The sequence below is a fragment of the Zhenhengia sp. genome (assembly GCF_046966505.1).
GTDB classification, from domain to species: domain Bacteria; phylum Bacillota; class Clostridia; order Lachnospirales; family Cellulosilyticaceae; genus Zhenhengia; species Zhenhengia yiwuensis.
This window is the reverse complement of record NZ_JBKVCH010000002.1, coordinates 223374-245864: the sequence shown is the minus strand read 5'-3', so window position 1 is coordinate 245864 and position 22491 is coordinate 223374. Positions and strand designations below refer to the sequence as shown.

21 protein-coding genes are annotated in these 22491 nt (G+C 35.7%); 16 read left to right on the top strand and 5 right to left on the bottom strand.

From position 1 onward, the window contains the following. Positions 1 to 80: 80 nt before the first annotated feature. A complete protein-coding gene (locus ACLTBU_RS03655) occupies positions 81 to 761 on the bottom strand; it encodes a TraX family protein (RefSeq protein WP_412217573.1) in 681 nt (226 codons plus the stop codon). A 212-nt stretch (positions 762 to 973) separates the two neighbouring features. Here ACLTBU_RS03655 and ACLTBU_RS03650 point away from each other — a divergent pair, with 212 nt between their 5' ends. The 4 genes from ACLTBU_RS03650 to ACLTBU_RS03635 all read left to right on the top strand — a co-directional run bounded on the left by ACLTBU_RS03650 (position 974) and on the right by ACLTBU_RS03635 (position 3880). Continuing rightward, positions 974 to 1963: an aromatic acid exporter family protein gene (locus tag ACLTBU_RS03650; protein ID WP_412217572.1), complete on the top strand. Its 990-nt coding sequence runs from the start codon at positions 974 to 976 to the stop codon at positions 1961 to 1963. A gap of 149 nt (positions 1964 to 2112) precedes the next feature. Then, complete coding sequence (locus ACLTBU_RS03645; RefSeq protein ID WP_177670515.1) at positions 2113 to 2373, top strand: DUF1294 domain-containing protein; 261 nt, start codon at positions 2113 to 2115, stop codon at positions 2371 to 2373. A gap of 25 nt (positions 2374 to 2398) precedes the next feature. Continuing rightward, positions 2399 to 2767 carry a CoA-binding protein gene (locus ACLTBU_RS03640; protein WP_412217569.1) on the top strand — a complete coding sequence of 123 codons (369 nt, stop codon included), beginning with the start codon at positions 2399 to 2401 and terminating at the stop codon, positions 2765 to 2767. A 24-nt stretch (positions 2768 to 2791) separates the two neighbouring features. Next, positions 2792 to 3880 (top strand): iron-containing alcohol dehydrogenase family protein, encoded by a 1089-nt coding sequence (locus ACLTBU_RS03635; RefSeq protein ID WP_412217568.1) that lies wholly within the window; start codon positions 2792 to 2794, stop codon positions 3878 to 3880. Between the two features lie 57 nt (positions 3881 to 3937). Here ACLTBU_RS03635 and ACLTBU_RS03630 read toward each other — a convergent pair whose 3' ends face one another. From ACLTBU_RS03630 to ACLTBU_RS03615, 4 genes are all read right to left on the bottom strand, one after another. After that, complete coding sequence (locus tag ACLTBU_RS03630) at positions 3938 to 4774, bottom strand: tRNA 2-thiocytidine biosynthesis TtcA family protein (RefSeq protein ID WP_412217567.1); 837 nt, start codon at positions 4772 to 4774, stop codon at positions 3938 to 3940. Positions 4775 to 4820: 46 nt separating this feature from the next. Further along, positions 4821 to 5255: a universal stress protein gene (locus tag ACLTBU_RS03625; protein ID WP_320650166.1), complete on the bottom strand. Its 435-nt coding sequence runs from the start codon at positions 5253 to 5255 to the stop codon at positions 4821 to 4823. Between the two features lie 70 nt (positions 5256 to 5325). Beyond that, entirely contained in the window at positions 5326 to 5664 is a 339-nt protein-coding gene (locus ACLTBU_RS03620; protein WP_412217566.1) for a hypothetical protein, read from the bottom strand. A gap of 61 nt (positions 5665 to 5725) precedes the next feature. Then, positions 5726 to 6457, bottom strand: a complete 732-nt coding sequence (locus ACLTBU_RS03615; protein WP_412217564.1) for a hypothetical protein — start codon at positions 6455 to 6457, stop codon at positions 5726 to 5728. Between the two features lie 323 nt (positions 6458 to 6780). On the opposite strand from ACLTBU_RS03615, the gene ACLTBU_RS03610 reads away from it, so the two are divergent. The 12 genes from ACLTBU_RS03610 (at position 6781) to ACLTBU_RS03555 (ending at position 22472) form a co-directional block, all read left to right on the top strand. Beyond that, positions 6781 to 7875: a transporter gene (locus ACLTBU_RS03610; RefSeq protein WP_412217563.1), complete on the top strand. Its 1095-nt coding sequence runs from the start codon at positions 6781 to 6783 to the stop codon at positions 7873 to 7875. A gap of 462 nt (positions 7876 to 8337) precedes the next feature. Beyond that, on the top strand, positions 8338 to 9294 hold the full coding sequence (locus ACLTBU_RS03605) for an ABC transporter permease (RefSeq protein WP_177670529.1): 957 nt from the start codon (positions 8338 to 8340) through the stop codon (positions 9292 to 9294). Positions 9295 to 9311: 17 nt separating this feature from the next. Next, a complete protein-coding gene (locus ACLTBU_RS03600) occupies positions 9312 to 10226 on the top strand; it encodes a carbohydrate ABC transporter permease (protein WP_412217560.1) in 915 nt (304 codons plus the stop codon). Between the two features lie 82 nt (positions 10227 to 10308). Beyond that, entirely contained in the window at positions 10309 to 11877 is a 1569-nt protein-coding gene (locus ACLTBU_RS03595) for an extracellular solute-binding protein (RefSeq protein ID WP_412217559.1), read from the top strand. 68 nt (positions 11878 to 11945) lie between these two features. Further along, entirely contained in the window at positions 11946 to 12794 is an 849-nt protein-coding gene (locus ACLTBU_RS03590; RefSeq protein ID WP_249331785.1) for a YitT family protein, read from the top strand. A 122-nt stretch (positions 12795 to 12916) separates the two neighbouring features. After that, complete coding sequence (locus tag ACLTBU_RS03585; protein WP_177670536.1) at positions 12917 to 13945, top strand: glycoside hydrolase family 18 protein; 1029 nt, start codon at positions 12917 to 12919, stop codon at positions 13943 to 13945. 24 nt (positions 13946 to 13969) lie between these two features. Further along, entirely contained in the window at positions 13970 to 15388 is a 1419-nt protein-coding gene (locus tag ACLTBU_RS03580; RefSeq protein WP_249331782.1) for a leucyl aminopeptidase, read from the top strand. A gap of 39 nt (positions 15389 to 15427) precedes the next feature. Further along, entirely contained in the window at positions 15428 to 16714 is a 1287-nt protein-coding gene (locus ACLTBU_RS03575; protein WP_177670540.1) for an alpha-L-fucosidase, read from the top strand. Positions 16715 to 16739: 25 nt separating this feature from the next. Then, positions 16740 to 17771: a carbohydrate-binding family 9-like protein gene (locus ACLTBU_RS03570; protein ID WP_177670542.1), complete on the top strand. Its 1032-nt coding sequence runs from the start codon at positions 16740 to 16742 to the stop codon at positions 17769 to 17771. A 12-nt stretch (positions 17772 to 17783) separates the two neighbouring features. Further along, positions 17784 to 20333 (top strand): transglutaminase domain-containing protein, encoded by a 2550-nt coding sequence (locus ACLTBU_RS03565; RefSeq protein ID WP_412217558.1) that lies wholly within the window; start codon positions 17784 to 17786, stop codon positions 20331 to 20333. Between the two features lie 92 nt (positions 20334 to 20425). Continuing rightward, positions 20426 to 21442 (top strand): LacI family DNA-binding transcriptional regulator, encoded by a 1017-nt coding sequence (locus ACLTBU_RS03560; protein WP_412217557.1) that lies wholly within the window; start codon positions 20426 to 20428, stop codon positions 21440 to 21442. Positions 21443 to 21482: 40 nt separating this feature from the next. Beyond that, on the top strand, positions 21483 to 22472 hold the full coding sequence (locus ACLTBU_RS03555; RefSeq protein WP_177670547.1) for a glycoside hydrolase family 130 protein: 990 nt from the start codon (positions 21483 to 21485) through the stop codon (positions 22470 to 22472). Positions 22473 to 22491 lie beyond the last annotated feature (19 nt).

The following is a 22491-nucleotide window of genomic DNA, read 5'->3' as shown; positions in this document are numbered from 1 at the left end:
CCTACCCCCTAGACGTTTTTTGATAAAGACTTGTCTAGTTTATCAGAAAATAAATTATATATCAATTTTTTATAAATAATTTAATAAAATTGTAAAATAACAATAATAAACATGTGTACAGGATAAAAAATATAAAAGAAATACTTACCTCGTTTCACCTTATTATCAGGTACATAATGAATAAGCGGTACAGCTAAGAGGGCAGGAAGCTGCATTTTAATCATATAACCTGCAAGTGCTGGATCGCTTAAGGTATAATAGAGGATAGTAAGAACACCTACGCTTAATGTGCTTAAGAGCATAGAAGTTTTATAAGTAATGCAATAGTAGAAGAGAATGACCATGGCCAGGCCATAAATTCCATAATCAGAATGACTTGCTGTTATAAACAGTATAAAAAGCATAATAAACCGTAAAAGTGAATGATCTTCACGAGGAGATGTTAAAAGATAGAGAACACCTAGAGCTGATAGAAAGGTTAGACCGATATTCCAATGTGTTAGAAGCTCAGCTGCAAAGTTCCCTCTATTATTTAAAAGTGTAAAAGGAATTTGGGCTGCTAGCGTCATAAGTAAGATTTTATAGGCGTAACGCTTTAGATTACTAGTATGAATGAAACCACAAGCAATTTTATAAGCAAAGATAGGCATAGCAATTCTACCTATAAGTCTTCCTACTAAGTAAAGTGAAGAAGAAGGGGGTAAAAAAGCAAGGGCTAGATGGTCAATGACCATAGTAATCATGGCTAGAATTTTTAACATAGAATACAACTCCATTTAAGATAATTTTTGATTATAGTATATCAAAGTCATACAGGAGAAATATATCAAATTGTGTGGTAGATATAAAATTTGATGCCTAGTAAAAAGTAAGAGTATGTTATAATAAGGAAAGGTATAGCGAATAAAATAAAAAGAGATAAACGGGTAGACAAGGAGCGAGATGATGAAAGGAGGAAGAGACTATTAAAAGAATGATTGGCGTTCGAACGCTTAAGACAGGATTAGGTGCTACAATTACTTTAATCATTGCGGATAGTATGGGATTGCAATATGCTACAGCGGCAGCGGTCATAACCATATTAAGTATACAAAGTACGAAGAGGCAATCCATTCAGATGGCAGTTAATAGACTTATTGCTACAGTTATTGCACTTGCGCTAGCTTCCGTAATTTTTATGAGTATGGGATTTAATGCACTTGCATTTGGTGTTTTTCTGGTGTTTTTTATACCTATTGCAGCAAAACTTAATATAGGAGAAGGGATTGTACCAGCATCCGTACTTGTAACACATCTTTTAACCTCAGGGAGTATTACAATTGCTTTGCTTGTAAATGAAATGCTTCTAATATTGGTAGGTGTTATTATTGCTTTAATTATCAACTTATATATGCCAAGTATTGAAAGTGAATTAAGTAAGTGTAGAAGAGATATAGAGGAAATGATGCATAAGCTTTTTATAGATATGGCTTATGCTTTAAGAGCACAATGTATTTCTATTGAAGAGGACATACTCTATAAAAAATTGGAAACAAGCATTAAGGAAGGTCAAGAGAAGGCCTATAAATATACCAATAACTATCTCTTTACAAAAGGATCACCCTTTGCGGAATACTTTAATATGAGAGCAAGTCAGTATCAAGTCATTACTTATATGAGAGAGCACTTCACAAAGTTCTTTATGTGTTTTGAAGAGACAGAAATTGTTGCAAGCTTTACAGAAAAAGTAGCAGACTGTATGCGAGGGACAATTACGGCTAAAGCTTTACTTGAAGAACTTGAAGAACTTAGAAATAACTTTAAGGCTTCTAAGCTTCCGGTTACGCGTGAAGAGTTTGAAAATCGTGCCATGCTTTATCAATTTCTAAATGATCTTGAGCACTTTTTGGAAATTAAGAGAGATTTTAGAGAAAGCTTAACAGAAGAAGAGTTTTTAGAATACAAAAAAGGATATGGCCTCTAAAAGGCATATCCTTTTTTGTATTCTACATAGCTACGAAGAAACTTTCTTTAGAGTAAAAGGACCATTATTTTTATGCTATTGATTAAAAGTATATAATTCACTACAATAAGGTTAGTAGCGTATCAAGAACCTATAAGAGGAGGTTAAGCGTGAAATATCTATTTATTTATTTAGTAGTCATCAATCTTATTGGATTTGTAATCATGTTCATAGATAAGAAGCGTGCAATAAAGAAGAAATATCGTATTCCAGAAAAAAATTTATTCCTTGTAGCCTTGATAGGCGGTAGTCTAGGGACTACACTAGGAATGGAAATGTTTAGACATAAGACAAGACATTGGTATTTTAAATGGGGAATGCCTTTGTTACTCATTATACAACTGATTTTGGCGTGGCTCATGGTGAGATAGAATAGTTAAATGAAGGAGCACACTTATGCATTTGAGAGATTTTATGAAAATGAAAAACTGGGCAGTTATAGGCGATGTAGATAATCCGCTTAAATATGCATATCAAATCCGTAATGAATTAAAAGAAAAAGGATATAAGACTTATGGGGTGCATCCACAGGGGACAGGATTTACCTATAAAAGGCTTCAAGATATACCAGGAATTATTGATATAGTAGATTTGTGCATTAATCCGCGCGATGGACTTAGTTATGCCCGGGAGATTGTAGAAATGGGAATAAAATATGTACTGATTCAACCAGGTGCACAGAGTGAAGAGGTACTTGCACTACTTAGAACAAATAAAGTAGAAGTACTAGAAGGATGTGCATTAGTTGGGCTTAGATTATATTAAATTAGATTAGATAGGAGGGGGAGCATGTTTCAATTTTATATGCCTACTAAAGTTATTATAGGAAGAGAATGTGTAGTAAAAGAGGGACATCTTTTAAAGGGGATAGGAAATAAGGCTCTCATTGTGACAGGGAGATATTCAGCTAAGAAGAATGGAGCTTTAAAGGATGTTGTTAAGGCATTAGAGGCGCAGAATATGGCTTACTGTGTATTTGATGAAGTTGAAGAAAATCCATCTTTAGAGACAGTAGAGAAGGCTAAAAATTTTGGAGTAGCGCAAGGTGTAGACTTTGTTATTGGTATAGGAGGAGGTTCTCCTATAGATGCTTCAAAGGCTATTGCAGTAATGCTTAAGCACCCAGAACTTACTGGAAGTACGCTGATAGGAACGAGTCTTAGTAGTGTACCTGTTATTGCCGTTCCCACTACTGCAGGTACAGGTACAGAAGTTACACAATATGCTATTGTAACAGACCATCAAGCAAAAACGAAGAAGAATATAGGTCATACTGTATTCCCTCAAATTGCTTTTGTAGATGCATACTATATGAAAGATATGCCTAAGACCATTACGATTCATACTGCAGTAGATGCTATGAGCCATTTAGTAGAAAGCTATTTAAGTGTTAAGAGTAATGCAGTGAGTGAGGGGCTCGTTGTAGAAGGTCTTAAGGCGTGGGGGAAATGTATCCCACAACTTCTGGATGGAGAGTTTACCTTAGAGGGTAGAGAATGTCTTATGATGGCCTCTATGCTAGCAGGGATGGCTATTGCTCAGACAGGCACAAGCTTGCCACATGGTATGGGGTATGCGCTTACTTATTATAAGGGCCTTCCTCATGGTCTTGCTAATGGCGTTCTTTATAAAGCTTACCTAAGAAGTTTTAAAGACCAATCTAAGGTGCAGAAACTACATGTATTACTGGGTCTTGAAAGCTATAAAGCCTTAGAAAAAATACTCGATGCGCTATGTAGGGTAGATATAGAAATAAGTAAAGAAGAGATTGCTTCTTATACAGAAGAAATGTGTGCGAATAAAGCAAAACTTCAAAATCATCCAGAACCTATCTCTAAAGAAGAAGTTTATAAAATTTATGCAGATAGTCTGCTTTAAGAATAAAACCTGATAGAGGTGTACGCGTGTGCACCTTTATCAGGTTTTGTTTTATATTTATTCTTCTATTATTTTTTCATCATCATAGAAATCTAAGAAGCTGTATTTTTGATTATTCATTTGATAACCTAAAACAACATCTACATTAACATTTTCAGCAGCTTTAAAAATAGACTTATCTACTAATGGATTCGTTTTCTTAAGAGTGGCAATGAGTTCTTTGATCTCGCGGCGCTTACTAGAGGTTTCTCCAGCAGCTACAGAACAGCCACAGTTCATAGCAGGGATACCATGAGAAGTTGTAAAGCTTTTGATAGATTCTTCTCTTATATAATAGAGTGGTCTAATAAGTTCTAAACCTTCAAAGTTAGAAGAATGTAGTTTAGGAAGCATAGTCTTGAAGTTACCTGCATAGAGGACATTAAGCATAGTTGTTTCAATAACATCATCAAAATGATGGCCTAGCGCTAATTTGTTACAGCCAAGTTCTTTGGCTCTTGCATAGAGGAAACCACGGCGCATACGGGCACACATATAGCAAGGATAATCGCCAGAGATACGACCAGCTACTTCAAAAATGTCTGAGTCATAGAAGTGCACAGGCAGATCTAAATGCTTACAGGTAGCGATAAGATTGTTTTTATTGACTTCATTAAAGCCGGGATCCATAGAAATAAAAATAGGGGTAAAGTTAATCTCTGTATGACGATGGAGCATTTGAAAAAGCTTTGCCATAAGGAGACTATCTTTACCACCTGAAATAGCAACTGCGATAACATCTCCTTCTTCAATCAGTTTATAATCCTTAATTGCCTTGATAAAAGGAGACCATATATATTTACGATAGTTCTTTTGAATGCTACGTTCAATTTGGGCTAAAGGTTTAATTTCCACAGTGACACCTCTCTTGTTAAAATAGTCAGCCCTCATTATAACAAGTTTATTTTGTATACTCAATAATAGAAGCTTTGCACCTTTTGGCTAACTTTTCTTTAGGAGAAAGTACAAAGCGGCTCCCCATGCCATCTTTCTGACTAGGGATAATAATGAGATCTACATCTTTTTGGTTAGCGACATGGATGATGGTATCTGTAGTAGGACCTATAAGACAAATGGTTTCATGTTCACAGTCATCAAGTAAGAGGTCAATTTTTTTAGCTATATCTTCCTGAGCCATTTGAACAAGATCGACATTGAGATTAGAGATGGAGTAAAGTAAGCTTGGATAAGAGTAACAATTAGTAAGAGTAAGTGGACTGGTAATATAGAGACAAATAAGCTTAGCACTATGTTCCTTAACGAGTGATTTAGTGTAGCGAATAAGTTCAGTGTCAAGGGTGTGGGTAATTGGGAGTAGGATAGTTGATGGTTTCATGGCAATCCTCCTTTATACTTATATAGTATGAGTATAACATAAAAATAAGCTGGATATAGGGGGGAATAGATTAGTTAAAGTGCTCAAAATTAATAAACTTTTTTGTGTTATCTGTCATATCCTCTTTGCCTTCAGGGGTAAAAAGGATTTTTATATTTTGTTTGGTAGATAGAGAAGTTTTGGGCTCTGGTTTATCACTACCTATTGTATAATAGAGATAGGCAGTTTCTTCTGGATATAAGTTTCCAAGACAAATCTTGCTTGTATCTGGTGCAAAGTCTAAACTGCCACGTTCTCTAACGACAAGTAGCTTAGAGAGTTCGGGTAGGGGACCATTAAGGCATAAGGTAACATTAGTAAGCATTTTTTCTGAGATATTGGTAATTTTAATATGATTTGTAATAGCCATAGTCTAAATCTCCTTTCCTAAAGTAACATGAGTTAGGCTTAATATAGTATATGAATGAGGACTATGAAAAATTGCATAAATGAAATGAAGTAAAAAAGGTGGGGCATCCTAAATAGAATGCCTCACCTTTCATATTTAAGCGAATATGCTTATTCACATCTTCCCCAAGTTGTTGTGTTTCTGCAAGGTGATCCAAAGTTGCTACAAGCGTCACAAGCGCAGTTACGGCTACGACGACGGCGGCGAGGTTCGATGCCAGGAGCGTGGTCATGATCATTACAGCTACAGTCGCAGTTACAGCCACAACCGCAGTTACAGCCACAACCGCAGTTACAGTTACAAGCGCAGTTACAGTCACAGCCGCAGTCATGATGACGACGGCGACGATGGCGACGGCGAGGTTCAATACCAGGAGCATGGTTGTGGTCATCGCAATCACAGTCGCAATCACAGTCGCGATCACAGTCGCAGTCATGATGGCGACGGCGAGGTTCAATACCAGGAGCATGGTTGTGGTCATCGCAATCACAGTCGCAATCACAGTCATGATGGCGACGGCGAGGTTCAATACCAGGAGCATGGTCGTGGTCATCGCAATCACAGTCGCAATCACAGTCACAGTCGCAATTACAGTTGCAATTACAGTCACAACCACAGCTACAACCGCAATCACAGTCAAAGTCAAAATCGCGGTTACGACGACGGTTACGACGACGTCTACGAGGTTCAATACCACAATCGCAGCCACAGCCACAGCAGCAATTATTGCAACCACAATCACAATTGCAGTCACAGTTGTTATCTATATCGCAGTTCCAAGGGCGACGACGTGGTTGTGGTGGGCATGCACAGTTACAACGATTTGTAAAACCATAACCAGCACAAGTTTGTATACGGATATTATTATTAGGTTCGCAAGAGTTACAATTAGAAGTTCCTACAAATTTACAATTACAAGACATAATATTCCTCCTTAAAAGAAAGATTAAAAGGTTACTTCACTACATATACTATGCAGGGGTGACAGAATTTGACATTATATATTTGAGAATAAAAACATAAATTTATAAAAATTAGAATATATATAGAGTGACAAGCTATAGTGAGGAGGAGGTTATGAAAGAGAAGTTTTTAGTCATGCAATTGGCAACTATCTTTGTAGGAAGTATTGTAGGGGCAGGACTTTCTTCAGGGAGGGAACTTAGTCAGTTTTTTTCAGAGTATGGATATAAAGGATTTATAGGACTTTTAATATGTGCAGTTTTTTATATATTAGTAGGCACCATGATTATTAATATAAGTATGAAGTATAAGGTAAAGTCATATAATGAATTTATTACACTTGTATGCCCCAAAGGTGTAAGTCAATTTACCAATATTATACTGAGTTTGTTTTTGGTAAGTAGTACGGCTATTATATTTGCAGGAAGCTCAGCAGTAGTTAATGAGTACTTTGGGATACCTAAATGGATAGGATTTACTCTGATGGTTGTATGTAGTATTGTATTTTTGCTTAGAAATACAGAAGGATTATTTGAAGTAAATAGTGTGATTGTACCGCTTTTAACTATTATTATGACAACTATATTTATTAGTTTTATCATGAGGTCACCAGAGACTATAAGCTGGGAGTACATAAAGAATTTACCTTGTGAAAAGAAAAATTGGCTGAGTTCAAGCTTTGTCTATACGGGGTTTAATATCATATCTGTGGTAGGTATTCTGGTACCTCTCACCTATGAACTTAGGAACCCTAAAGCCATTAAAAAGGGGATAGTATTGGGGACCTGTATTTTAACTTTAGTGAGTGGATTTATTGTTTTTCTCATGATGGTCAATAGTAGCTATCCAAAGTTATATGAAATTCCTATCTTACAAATTGCTATGCAAGGAGGGAAAGTATTACAGATAGGTTTATTAATGGTGATTTGGTTAGAAATGTTTTCTTCCCAAATCTCTAACATATATAGTTTAACAAGGTGTCTTGAAAGTAAATTACATATTTCATATAAGAAAGGTATTTTTTTTATATTAGCACTAGCAGCACCGTTTTCGCTGATTGGATTTAGCAAGCTAGTAGATATTTTATATCCTATTTACGGTGTACTGAGTTTAGCTTTTGTGATGTGCTCAGTAATTTTTTATGTAAAGGATAACCTTAAAGTAATTTCCTACAAAAAAGTATACGCAAAATCAAGAGAAGAAGCATAAGATATAGCATGGGTGTGTTATAAAATGCGTTTTCTAGGAAGATGTCCTAACCTTACAAAAAGGAGAGGCATCTTCTTTTTTACATTTTGTGCTAATAAAAGTAAATAATTTGAAAAATTTTAGAAAAGTTTAGTAAAGGTAAAATAAAGTAATTTGTAACATACATAAAAGTGTATTTTGGGCTAAGTTAACAAGAAATTTCAAGGAGTATGGACAAAATGATTATAAAACAAGAGAATTTAAAAAATAAAAATGTATAATATCTATAAAACACGGTTGACAATAGTTCGTTAACAATTTATAATTTAGTTAACAAAAACTTACTAAAAAAGAAATAAAATTATACTTTAAAAGATTTGTTAAGTGCTTTAATGCATCTAGTAAGAAGGAGCTAAACTTACATAGATGAATGGATTGTAGTAAGAAAAAATTAGCTAGAAAATCACATGAGGGGGCAGACCTATGAAAAAAACTCCGCAAGACACAGCTGTAATCGGAGCTAAAAAGTTAAGCTTTAAAGACAAAGCTGAAAACGTTTTAAAATGCTGGCAACTTTATGCATTTTTATTACCAGCTTTAGTTATCCTTATCCTTTTCTCTTATGTACCAATGTACGGTGTACAGTTAGCATTTAGAGATTACAACCCAATTATGGGGATTACAGGAAGCCCATGGGTAGGATTTGAACACTTCACACGTTTCTTCAATTCATACCAATTCAAACAACTTATTGGTAACACTTTAATCTTAAGTCTTTACTCTTTAATAGTAGGATTCCCTATTCCTATTATTTTAGCGTTAGCACTTAATCAAGTTAAAAACAGTAAATTCAAGAAATTAGTTCAAACAGTAACTTACGCACCACACTTTATCTCAGTCGTAGTACTTGTAGGTATGCTTGGGATCTTTTTCTCAGTAAATGGTGGTTTAGTAAACGAAGTTATTAAATTATTTGGTGGTGAACCAAAATTATTCATGGGTGAAGTTAAATACTTCAGACACATGTATGTATGGTCAGGGATCTGGCAAAGTATGGGTTGGAGTGCGGTTATTTACTTAGCGGCGTTATCAGGTGTAAGTCCTGAGCTTCATGAAGCAGCTACAGTGGATGGTGCTACAAAACTTCAAAGAATTTGGAACATCGACCTTCCAACAATTCTTCCAACAATCGTTACATTACTTATCCTTAACTGTGGTTCAGTTATGAGTATGGGATTCGAAAAAGCATTCTTAATGCAAAATCCACTTAACATGGAAAACTCAGAAATCATTGCAACATATGTTTACAAAATGGGTCTTATCAATGCAGAATACGGATTCTCAACAGCAGTTGGTTTATTCAACTCAATCATTAACTGTATCTTACTTGTAACAGTTAATAAGGTATCTAAGAAAATTGGACAAGACGGATTGTGGTAAGAAAGGAGGAGACATCAATGTTAGAAAAGATATTTGGAGAAGGCTTCAGCAAACAAGCAAAATCAGATAAGGTATTTGACGTTCTTAACTACATCGGTTTAGCGATGATTCTGTTACTTGTACTTTATCCACTTTACTTTATCGTAATCGCATCATTTAGTTCACCAGACGCAGTAGCAAGGGGTGAAGTTTGGTTATTACCAGTTGATTTCAGTACAGAAGGTTACCAAAGAATCTTCGAATACAAAGAAATTTGGACAGGTTACTGGAACTCACTTAAATATACAGTAGTAGGAACAGGTATTAACTTAATTCTTACTATTCCAGCAGCATTTGCTTTATCAAGAAAAGAACTTGTGGGTAAAAATGTGATCATGGCTCTTTTCACATTCACAATGTTCTTCGGTGGTGGTCTTGTACCAACATACTTACTTGTTAACAACTTAGGTATGAACAATACAATCTGGGCGTTAGTTCTTCCAGGTGCTGTAAGTACATATAACCTTATCGTAGCAAGATCTTTCTTCGCTCAAAGTATTCCAGAAGAGTTATATGAAGCATCTATCGTAGATGGATGTACTTACGCAAAATACTTCTTCAAAGTTGTATTACCAGTATCAAAACCAATCCTTGCAGTTATGTTCCTTATCTACGCAGTTGGTCACTGGAACTCATACTTTAGTGCATTAATCTACTTAACAGATAGAGGTATGTATCCATTACAAGTAATCTTAAGAGAAATTCTTATTCAACAACAATCTGTAGCAGGCGGAAGCATGGCAAATGCAGAAGCAGTAGAAGCTCAGAGAAAACTTTCAGAGATGATCAAATACGGTGTAATCATTGTTTCTTCATTACCAGTACTTTGTATTTATCCATTCGTTCAAAAACACTTTGTAAAAGGTATGATGATTGGATCAGTAAAAGGTTGATACGGTCCTCCTTTTGGAGGACCTATAATCTGTTTAGCAATAGAATCTGTTTAGTAATATAAAAAAAGAGAGGTATCATAGCATGACTAAATTTACAAGAGTACTTACTTTAGCAACAGCAACAGCACTTTTAGCTACTAGCTTAGTTGGCTGTTCATCAGACAAAGCTGCAACAAATGGTGCAGATAAAGTTGCAGTTAATGTAAACCTTGAAGGTTATCCATTAGTTGACCAACCAATTACATTACAAGCATTCGCATTTGGTGAACCAGGTGGCGGTGATTGGAAAGACTTCCCTGTGTTCCAAGCATTAAACGAAAAAACAGGTATTAATGTAGAATTCCAAACAGTAAGTGGTGATGGTGCTGAAGAAAAATTAAACCTTACATTAGCATCAAACAAATTACCAGATGTATTCTTCTCAGGTCTTAGTGATACAATGATCAATAAATATGCAAAAATGGGTCTTTTCTTACCACTTGAAGATTTAATTGATCAATATGCTCCAAACATTAAAGCTTTATTAGAAGAAAGACCAGAAATTAGACAAGCAATTACAATGCCAGATGGTCACATCTACGCGATTCCAGCAATCAACGGTAACTTAGATGGTAACGTACCAACTAAATTATACTTAAACAAAACATGGTTAGATAAATTAGGTCTTGAAGTTCCAAAAACAACTGATGAATTCAAAGCTGTTCTTGAAGCATTCAAAACACAAGATCCAAATGGAAATGGTCAAGCAGATGAAATTCCATTCACATATGAACCAACACCACCATACAACATATGGAATGGGGATACAGGTTTAAGTGGTGCATTCGGTGTAACAGACAGTACAGCAAACTTAATGCTTAGAGACGGGGAAATCATCTTCGTAGGTACAGATGAAGGTTACAAAGAATACATCAAATGGACAAGAGATCTTTACACAAACAAACTTATCGATGCAGAAATCTTTACACAAGACCATAACCAATACATGGCTAAAAGAGGTTCTGATTATGTAGGTGCTTACCTTACACATGGTCCAGCAGATGGAACAGCTACAGAGTGGATTGCAATTGAGCCACTTAAAGGACCAGAAGGTCACCAATTATGGTCACAATTTGAACATGGTATTGATAAAAACCGTGCGATTATCTCTGCTACAAACCAATACCCAGAAGCAACTATGAGATATATTGATTCATTCTTTGAAGTGGAAAATTCACTTAATCTTAGATATGGTAAAACTTTAGTAGAAGCTGGTGACGGCAAATACGAAGTTATTACTTTAGAGCCAGGTGTACAAACAGAAGCACCAGGTCCATACGTACCAACACTTGAAACACCAGAAAGAATTAATGAATACTTAGTTCAAACAGAAAGTCAAATTGCATCACAAGAAAGATATGCAATGTATGAACCATACTTAGCTGATGCACTTCCAATCTTCAACTTCACAGCTGAAGAATCACAAGAACTTTCAACTATGGCTACAGATATTAGAAACTTCGTTTCTGAGAAAAAAGCTAAATGGACAACAGGCCAAGCAGATATCGATGCTGAATGGGATAGCTATGTAGAAACTCTTAACAAAATGGGATTAGAAAGATACATGGAAATCTACAGAACAGCTTACGAAAGAAGTTTAGAACAACAATAATTTAATATAAAGAAAGGCTCTCTTCATCTTGAAGGGAGCCTTTCTAGTACAAAAAGGAGTAAATAAAAGTGGACGTTAAGAAATACGGTAAATTTTTATTATTAAATATTATTGGATCAGTACTTTATGGGTTAGGAATTCATGCTTTTACAGCACCACAGCAAATTGCACCCGGGGGAGCAAGTGGTATTGGGATTTTAGTGAACTATGTAACAGGATTCCCGATAGGTTTTTTTACATTCTTATTTAATATCCCGCTTCTTATTTTGGCATATAAATATGTGACCAAGAAATTTTTTTACAATGCACTTTTTTCAATTACTTTATTTTCATTTATAACGGACTATGTAGTCGTTCTTTTTCCTACTTATAAAGGTGATCCCCTCCTTGCATGTATATTTGGTGGAGTATTTATGGGAGTGGGGCTTGCTTTAGTACATATGGCGGAGTCTACAACAGGTGGACTTACGATTTTAGGTGTTATTCTTCAAAAGAAATTTCCTCAATTTGAGGTAGGCAAGCTGATTTTTGTGTTAAACTTAACAGTGGTAGGGGCATCCGCTATTGTCTTTAACAATATTGAATCAGTACTGTATGCTATTATTGCCATTTATATTTCAAGTATGTGTATGGATGGTATGATTTGCAGCCTTAATAATAATAAATTTGTTGTTATTATCTCAGATCATAATGAGGAAATCAAAACATATATTAGTGATTCTACACGTAAAGGGTTTACTATTATGAATGGGATAGGGGGGTACTCTGAATCGGATAAGCAAGTCATTTTCTGTGCACTTGGAAAAAATGAATATGTAACGATTAAAAAGATGATTCATACAGTCGATCCACATGCATTCGTCATTATTACAGATGCTAGTGAAGTTATAGGCAATGGTTTCAAAAGTATGATTTAGATTTATTATTTTATTGAAAATTTTGCACAGAAATGATAAAATAAGACATAAGTTACTTAACAAAACTTATAAAGTAAATTAAAGTAAAGTTTTTAGTTATTATTACCAAAAAGGAGTACACCATGATGAGACACAAACTTATTGGTTATGTGAACACAGCAGACTTAGTAAATGTTACAGATGCTGATGCAAAAAACCTTGATATCATCAATATCGCATTTGGTCATGTTATTGATGGTAATGTTACATGGAATGCAGCCACAGATGCTACAAAAGATCATATGGCAAGAATCAGAAACCTAAACCCAGAGATTAAATTCGTTTTATCTATTGGTGGATGGGGTGCTGGCGGTTTCTCAGAAGCTGCTTACACAGAAGAAGGTAGAAAAAATTTCTCTAAAACAGCAATTGATATCGTACTTGAGTATGGTTTAGACGGTTTAGACTTAGACTGGGAATACCCATCATACACAGTAGCTGGTATCGGTGGATGCAAAGAAGACAAACAAAACTTCACAGCATTACTTAAACAAATCAGAGATGATTTAAACAAATTTGAAAAGTACTACATGCTTACAATTGCAGCAGGTGGCGGAAACTTCTACCTTAAAGGTGTAGAAATGGACAAAGTTGCAGAGCAATTAGACTATGTACAACTTATGACTTATGATCTTCGCGGAGGATTCCAAACTCTTACAGGTCACCACACAAATCTTTATGCACCAGAAATTGATTTATTTGCAGCAAGTACAGAAGAAGCTGTTCGTGACTTCATGGCAGCAGGTGTACCAGCAGAGAAACTTGTTATCGGTGTTGCATTCTACAGTAGAATGTGGAAAGGTGTGCCAAATGTGGATAATGGTTACCTTCAAATGGCTGAAACAGTTGGTACATATGGACCAAGCTACGGCGATTTAGCACAAAACTACATCAACAAAAATGGCTTTACAAGACATTGGGATGATGTATGTAAAGCACCATACTTATTCGATGGAAGTACATTCATTAGTTATGATGATGAAGAGTCAATCTCTCACAAAATCAAATACATGAATGAAAAAGGCTTATTAGGTGTAATGTACTGGGAATACGGTACAGATGAGACACATACTTTAACAGGCCATATGAGAAAAGAAATAGAAAAACTTTAAGAACACTAATGAGAAGGTGAGTTTATGAATATTACAATTAACGAGGCAGTAAGTAGTCAAGTAAATATTGAAATGTTTTATGAAGACCAAATGCCAGAAAACTTAATGTATTTAAAAGGTATGTTTGAGGGAAAAGCGAAAGAACTCTACACACTTGTTACAAATGAAGAAGTTGTTAAATATACTTTACTTATAGGTCTTGGCAAAGAAGCCGAGCTTACACAAGAAATCGTAAGAAATGCTGTAGCTAAAGGGGCAAGAAGAGTAAGAGAATTAAAATTAGATGCAGCAAACATTAAGCTTGTTAAGTCTAACGTTTTAACAGAAGTACAAATGGTTGAAGCAGTGACAGATGCTATTTGTCTTGGGTTATATGCTTTTGATAAATATAAAACAGACAAACAAGAAGCAAGCGAACTTAAGTTTTCAATTCAAGAAGTCGTGGAAGTAGAAACTGCTAACAGATGTGTAAAAGAAAGAGAGCACATTGCAGCGGGAATCAACATGGCAAGAGATATCATAAACGAACCTTCTAATGTGCTCTATCCAGAGACACTTGCAAATATTATCACACAGTGTGGTAAAGAAAGCGGCTTCGAAGTAGAAGTTCTAGAAGGTGAAGCTTTAGAGAAACTTGGCATGGATGCCATGTTAACAGTAGGAAACGGTTCAGTAAATAAACCAAGACTTATCGTAATGCGCCATATGAACGCTGGCGATGAAGAAATTTTCGGCCTTGTAGGTAAAGGGCTTACATGTGATACAGGTGGTTACTCACTTAAACACACAGATTCAATGTACTATCAAAAAACAGATATGAGTGGTGCGGCAAGTGTTCTTGGAACAATGATTGCACTAGCTAAAAACAACGTAAAGAAAAATGTTATTGGAGTTATTCCAGCCTGCGAAAACGTAGTATCAGGCTGTAGCTATAAAGTAGGCGATGTGCTTACAACAATGGCAGGTAAAACAGTACAAGTATTAAATACTGATGCAGAAGGCCGTCTGGCTTTAGCAGATGCCATTACTTATATTATTAGAGAAGAAAAAGTAGGTAAACTACTTGATCTTGCAACACTTACCGGCGTAGCTGGTGTTACTTTTGGAAATGTATATACAGCGGCAATCTCAAATAATGATGCTTTCTATAATGAATTCCTTAAAGCTGCTGAAGTAGCAGAGGAGAAATTCTGGAGACTTCCTACAGATGCTCGTTACAGAGAGTGGATTAATAGTGATGTAGCTGATATTAAAAATACAGGGGCTGCAGGTGGCGGTACCATCACTGCAGCAATGTTCTTACAAGAATTTGTTGAAGAACACCCATGGATTCATTTAGATATCGCAGCAACAGCATGTGTTGACCCTGCTGTTCGTGATTATGAATTCAGAGGCGGTACAGGCGTAGCAATAAGAACTCTTTATGAGCTTATTAATAATTAATAAAATAATAAAATTATTAAATTATTGGAGGGGTTTATTATGCAACAGTGGTTTACAGATGCTAAATTAGGTATTTTCATTCATTACGGAATTTATGCAGTAAAAGGAATCGCAGAATCATGGTCATTCTTTAACGGAAGAATTTCTTATGAAGATTACATGAGCCAATTAGATGGTTTTACAGCATCTAATTTTGATGCTGAATACTGGGCTGATATTATTGAAAAATCAGGTGCTAAATATGCAGTTCTTACAACAAAACATCATGATGGGGTAGCATTATTCGATACTCAATACAGTGATTTAAATGTTGTTAAGAAAACTCCAGCTAAACGTGATATCGTAAAAGAATTCTATGAAGCAATTCAAAAACGTGGTATCCGTTCAGGTGTTTACTACTCACTTATCGACTGGTCACATCCAGATTACCCAAGTGTATATGAAGGTGGTAGAGTGCCAGAAGATTTATCAACAGTAAATAGATTTAACGCTCCAACAGATGGCGTTCAAGATGAAGCGAAATGGCAAAGATTCTTAGAATTTAACAATAACCAACTTCGTGAACTTCTTACAAACTATGGTAAGATAGATCTTCTTTGGTTTGATGGTGACTGGGAAAGAAGTGCAGAGCAATGGAACCTTCCAGAGTTCAAACATTACCTTCAAAGTTTTAATCCAGATATTATCATCAACTCACGTCTTCAAGGACATGGCGATTACAAAACACCAGAACAAGGTATTCCAATCACTCGTCCAGTAGGACCATGGGAATTCTGTACAACAATTAACTCTTCATGGGGTTACCAACATAAAGACAATAACTATAAATCATTAAAACAAATTCTTCGTATGTTCGTTGACTGTATCAGCATGGGCGGTAATATGCTTCTTGATATCGGACCAATGGAAGATGGTACAATTCCAGAAAGACAAGTTGAAACATTACTTGGTCTTGGTAAATGGATTAAAGAACACGAAGAAGCTATCTACGGCACAGAAGATGGTATTATGCAACGTTACTGGGCTGGTGGAAGCACACTTTCAAAAGATAAGAAAACACTTTACTTATTCGTACATGATACACCACAAGAAAGCTTATGCTTAAAAGGTTTATCAACACCAATCAAACGCATCACTGTTCTTCACTCAGGCAAAGAATTAACTCATGAAGTACACGGTGGTGTGCCTTGGTTCAACATTCCAGGTACAACATGGATTAACATTAGACCAGAAGATGCACACGAACATATCACAGTAGTTAAAGTAGAACTTGAAGACGAAATCGATATGTACGGTGGTTCTGGTGCAGTTGTAACACATAACTAAGAGATTATTCGCTAGGAGACTATTCATGAGCGTAAATTATAGAATTCCTCAAACTGATATTGAATTTAATCCTCCTGTCTATATGTGTAAAAAGGCTACTAAGCCTTTTACACTTGACGGGAATATTGATAAACCATTCTGGGAAGACATTCCTTTTACAGATTACTTCGTAGATATTGAAGGGGATAAAAGACCAATGCCTCGCTTTAAAACAAGAGCGAAAATGACATGGGATGATGAAAACTTCTACTTCGGAGCTGTTCTTGAAGGACCAGAAATCTGGGCAACTCTCACAGAAAGAGACTGCGTAATCTTCCAAGATAATGACTTTGAAATTTTTATTGATTCAAACTCAGATACACATGCTTACTTTGAATTTGAAATGAATGCACTTAACACAGTATGGGATTTAATGCTTACAAAACCATACCGTGATGGTGGTAAACCAATTAATGCATTTGATATCCAAGGTATGCAAACAGCTGTACATATTGATGGTGAGCTTAACAATCCAAAAGCAGACAACAAACGTTGGATGGTAGAGGTTGTTATGCCATTTGCTGTTCTTCGTCAAGGTCAAGATGATTACAACCGTAATCCAAAGGCTGGAGAATACTACAGAGTTAACTTTTCTCGTGTACACTGGAGAGTAGATGAAACAGAAACTGGATTTACAAAACAAATCAATCCTGAAACAGGTAGAAGCTACCCTGAAGATAACTGGGTATGGGCACCTACAGGATTAATTAATATTCACTACCCAGAATTATGGGGCTTTGTATTCTTCACTGAAGGGGATGAAACATATGAAATCCCTGAAGATGAATATACAAAATGGGAACTTAGAAGACTTTACTATAAACAACATGCTCACTATGATGAACACGGATGCTTTACAACTGATTTTGAAAAGCTTAAAGGTGAATGGAACTTTACTATTACACCAGAGATTGAAATCACAAAGAATGCATTTGAAATGAGAGCTACATCAAAAGACGGTAAGAGAGAGATTGTAATCTTCTCAGACAGCCGTACAATGATTACTGAAAAGAAATAAGGAGGCGCTTACATGATAGTATCTAATGAGTATAGACAGATTATTGAAGAGCGCTTTAATGAGGTAAGAGAGTTAGCTAAAGGCAGAAGTCATGAGTTATTTAGTGTTCTTGATACATGTAACGAAGACGAAGCAATTTGCCTTAAATACCTTTATGCCTTCATGCCAGAGCAAGACCTTGCAAACTATGATGGAGAATTATTCCTTAAATTTGTAAGAGCTGCTCTTGAAATGAGAAAACAAGTAGCTTGGGGAGAGAAACTTACGGACTCTTTATTCCTTAACTACGTACTTCAGTATCGCATCAACAATGAAAATGTTGAGTTCTACAAAGAAGCTTTCGCATCTGAAATCTTCCCACGTATTAAAGACATGAACATGCATGATGCAACCATTGAAACAAACTACTGGTGCTTTGAAAAAGCAACTTATCAGTCAACAGATATCCGTACAGCTTCTCCATTCACAGTACTTAAAAACACATATGGTAGATGTGGTGAAGAGTCTACACTTCTTACAGCTGCACTTCGCTCTGTAGGTATTCCTGCAAGACAAGTATACGCTCCAAGATGGGCGCACTGTGATGATAACCATGCATGGGTAGAAGCATGGATTGATGGCGAGTGGCATTTCTTAGGTGCTTGTGAGCCAGAAATGAAAATGGATACAGGCTGGTTTATGCTTCCTGCATCAAAAGGTATGCTTATCCACAGTAAACCGCTTTCAACACTTATTGAAGATGAAGAAATCGTATACCAAACAAAAGTAGCTACAGAAGTTAACCTTCTTAGCCATTATGCAGATACAAAACGTGTTACTGTTAAAGTAAAAGATGCAAAAGGTAATGCACTTGCTGGAGCTCATGTACGTTTTGAGCTTATCAACTACTCAGAACTTTTTGCGCTTGCAGAGCTGGAAACAGATAATAACGGCGAAGTAAGCTTCTTAACAGGATTTGGTGACCTTATGATTTGTGCACATAAAAATGGGGCACATGCATATGGACAAATGGATGTAAGAAAAGAAGATACTTTAGAAATTACAGTACCTGATGCATTCGTAAAAGAAGAAGGAATGAGAGAATTTACACTTATCCCAGCAACAGGTAAAAATCCTGTAGAAGAAGAGTTAGCAGAAGATGTTAAAGCAAAACATGAAGCAAAACATAGTAATGCATTAGCAATCCGCGCAGCATTTAAAGATACTTTCTACACAGGAGAAAGAGCAGAAGCTTTCGCAAAAGACTATGCACCATTTGAAGCAGAAGTTAAAGAGGCTATGGAAAAATCACTTGGCAACTACGCTGAGCTTATTAAATTCTTCCAAGATGAAGAGACAGCTGAGCTTTTAGAGTGGAAAGTGAAACTTTTAAGTATACTTAACAAAAAAGATTTCACGGATATTACATTTGAAATCCTTAAAGCTCATCTTCAAGGTGCTATAGCATTTAAAGATCAATATGAAGAAGATATTTTTGTAAATCATCTTCTTGCTCCAAGAGTTGTATTTGAAATGATTACAGCTTATAGAGAAGGTCTTGTAGCAAGTTTTGATGAAGAAACAAAAGCTAACTTCATGGCTAATCCTAAAGCAATTTATGAATATATTTTAAGTGAAGTAAAAGCTGGCGAAGAAACAGAGTATTCTACTTTCTACGCAGAACCAGAAGGTTTACTTAAACTTAAAGTAGGTAACAAAGTTTCAAGAAAAGTATTATTCGTAGCAATCTGTAGAAGCTTTGGTATCCCTGCTAAATTCAATAAAGATGACCAAACTGTATCTTACTTTAAAGAGGGTAGCTGGGTAACTTTAGGTACACATGGTAAAGAAGTTAAGAAAACAAGCAAACTTACTTTAGTAAAAGAAAATAAAGAACAAGCATTTGATTACTACAAAAACTTTACAGTAGGTAAACTTGTTCATGGTGTTTATAGAAGCTTTGAACTTGAGGGCGTATCATTTGAAGAGGATACTTTAGAGATAGCTGTAGAAGCAGGTCGCTATCGTATCATTACAACAGATAGACAAGCTGATGGAACAATCCATGGGCGTATGTACTATGCAGAGGTATCAGAAGGTGAAGAGGCAGTTATTACAATTGATATTTCACGTAAAGAAGATACAAAGCATGTTGTAGAGTTAAAGGATGCTACTGTAAAAACATTAGAAGGCGAAACAAGACAGCTTAAAGATCTTGTAGGTGCTGAGCAAGCAATCATAGCATATCTTGAAGTAAGTGGGGAACCAACAGAGCACTTGCTTAATGAAATGCTTGATAGCTTAGATAAATACTCTACACTTAAACCACACATTTTATTCATGCTTAAAGATGCATCAGATATTAATGACCCAACTCTTGCCAAGGTGCTAAAAGTGCTTCCTCATATCGAGCTTTATGTAAGAGAAGAAGAAGTAAACCTTGATCATTTATATGAAGCATTTGAAATCCATGATAAAAAACTTCCATTAGCTTATGTTATGCATGAACCAATGAAAGCAAAATATGCATGGGCTGGATACAATGTAGGTATTGGTGAATTGTTACTTAAATATTTAGGTTAAAAATAGAAAAATACTTAACGAAAAGCTTGACTTGGAGGACTAGGGGAAGAGATAATAAAGAGGAGACTCTTGTTAGATGAGGGGAGTAATACATGAGAAGAAAAAAAGAAGTTACCATGCAATTTATTGCAGACCAGCTGGGAATCAGTAAAGTTACTGTATCTAAAGCATTAAAAGGTCAAGATGGCGTAAGTGAGGAACTTAGAAAAAAGATTAAGGAAGTAGCTGCGCAGTTAGGATACAAGCTCCCAGGCAGTGAACAAGCTATAAGTACGCCTAAAAATATAGTTATTATGGTTCAAGAAAAATACGTAGATGCAAGAGAGTATACAACTTTCTATCTTCGTTTTTATCAAAAGTTAGCATCCAGTTTAACAAGAAGAGGTTACATGTGTAATCTTTATCCACTTGGAAGTAATATGCCTAGTGCTCAAGAAGTAAACAAAATGTTTATAGATAATGGCATTAGCGGAATCATCGTACTAGGTGATGTTAAGAAACAACATATTGAGGTGATTAAGGAATTAAATATCTCTATGCTCTTTCTTGATTGTTATAATGCAGATGTGAATGTAGACTGCATTGTAACAGATAATTACTATAGTACATTTGAGATTACCAACTATTTAATTAGATGCGGCCATAAATCTATTGGATTTGTAGGCAATATCAATGCAACAAGTAGTATTCAAGATCGTTTTTTAGGTTACTGCAGATCACTTATGGGTTCAGGACTTCCGATTAATAACAATTGTATTATTTCTGATAGAGATGATTCTAATGAAGAAGTTGATTTTATCCTCCCAGAGGAAATGCCAACAGCTTTCGTTTGTAACTGTGATGATACAGCCTATAAATTTGTCAAGCATCTTACTGAAAAGGGCTATAAAGTTCCAGAAGATGTATCTGTTGTAGGTTTTGATAATGATATCTATGCAGAAATTTCTTATCCTAAGCTTACAACTGTGGCAGTAGATTTAGACGTTATGACACAGAAGGCAATAAATCTCATCATTGAAAAAGTTGAAAATGGTGACAAGGACAAGCAAAGTAGAATCTTTGTATCAGGTCAAGTCATTTATAGAAATTCTGTAAGCAAGATCAATTAATGATTTTATATAGCTTAATTTAGTTAAAAGGAGAACAATCATGACTAAAATTATTGGAAATGCTTTACCAAATATTCCATGGCAAGAAAGACCAGAAGGTTGCACAGACGTTGTTTGGAGATATTCAAACAACCCTGTTATCAAAAGAAATGCAATCCCATCATCAAACAGTATCTTCAATAGTGCTGTAGTACCATTCGAAGGTAAATTTGCTGGTGTATTCAGATGCGATAGCAAATCAAGAAGCATGGATATCTTTGCTGGTTTCAGTGAAGATGGAATCAACTGGAATATTAACCATGAACCAATTACATTCGAAGGTGAAGATGCAGAAATTCTTAACAGAGAATACCGTTATGACCCACGTGTATGCTTCATCGAAGATAGATACTACATCACATGGTGTAATGGATACCATGGACCAACAATCGGTGTGGCTTACACATTCGACTTTAAAACATTCCACCAATTAGAAAATGCATTCTTACCATATAACAGAAATGGTGTATTATTCCCAAGAAAAATCAATGGTCTTTACGGAATGGTAAGTAGACCATCTGATACAGGACATACTCCATTCGGAGATATCTTCTATAGCCAATCACCAGATATGGAATTCTGGGGTAAACATAGACATGTAATGTCAACTGTAAAAGGTGACGACTCTGCATGGCAATCAACAAAAATCGGTGCAGGCCCAATCCCTATCGAAACTTCAGAAGGTTGGTTAATGATCTACCACGGTGTTCTTAACAGCTGTAATGGTTTCGTATACAGCTTCGGTGCTGCTATCCTTGATCTTGAAAAACCATGGATCGTTAAATACAGAACTAAACCATATCTTCTTTCACCACAAGAATTATATGAGTGCGTAGGCGACGTTCCAAACGTTGCATTCCCATGTGCAGCTCTTACAGATGCTGAAACAGGAAGAATTGCAATTTACTACGGATGTGCAGATACTGTAACAGGTCTTGCATTCGCACAAGTTGATGAATTAGTAGAATACATCAAAAACAATTCTCTATAATTAGAATAAACGAGGAGGC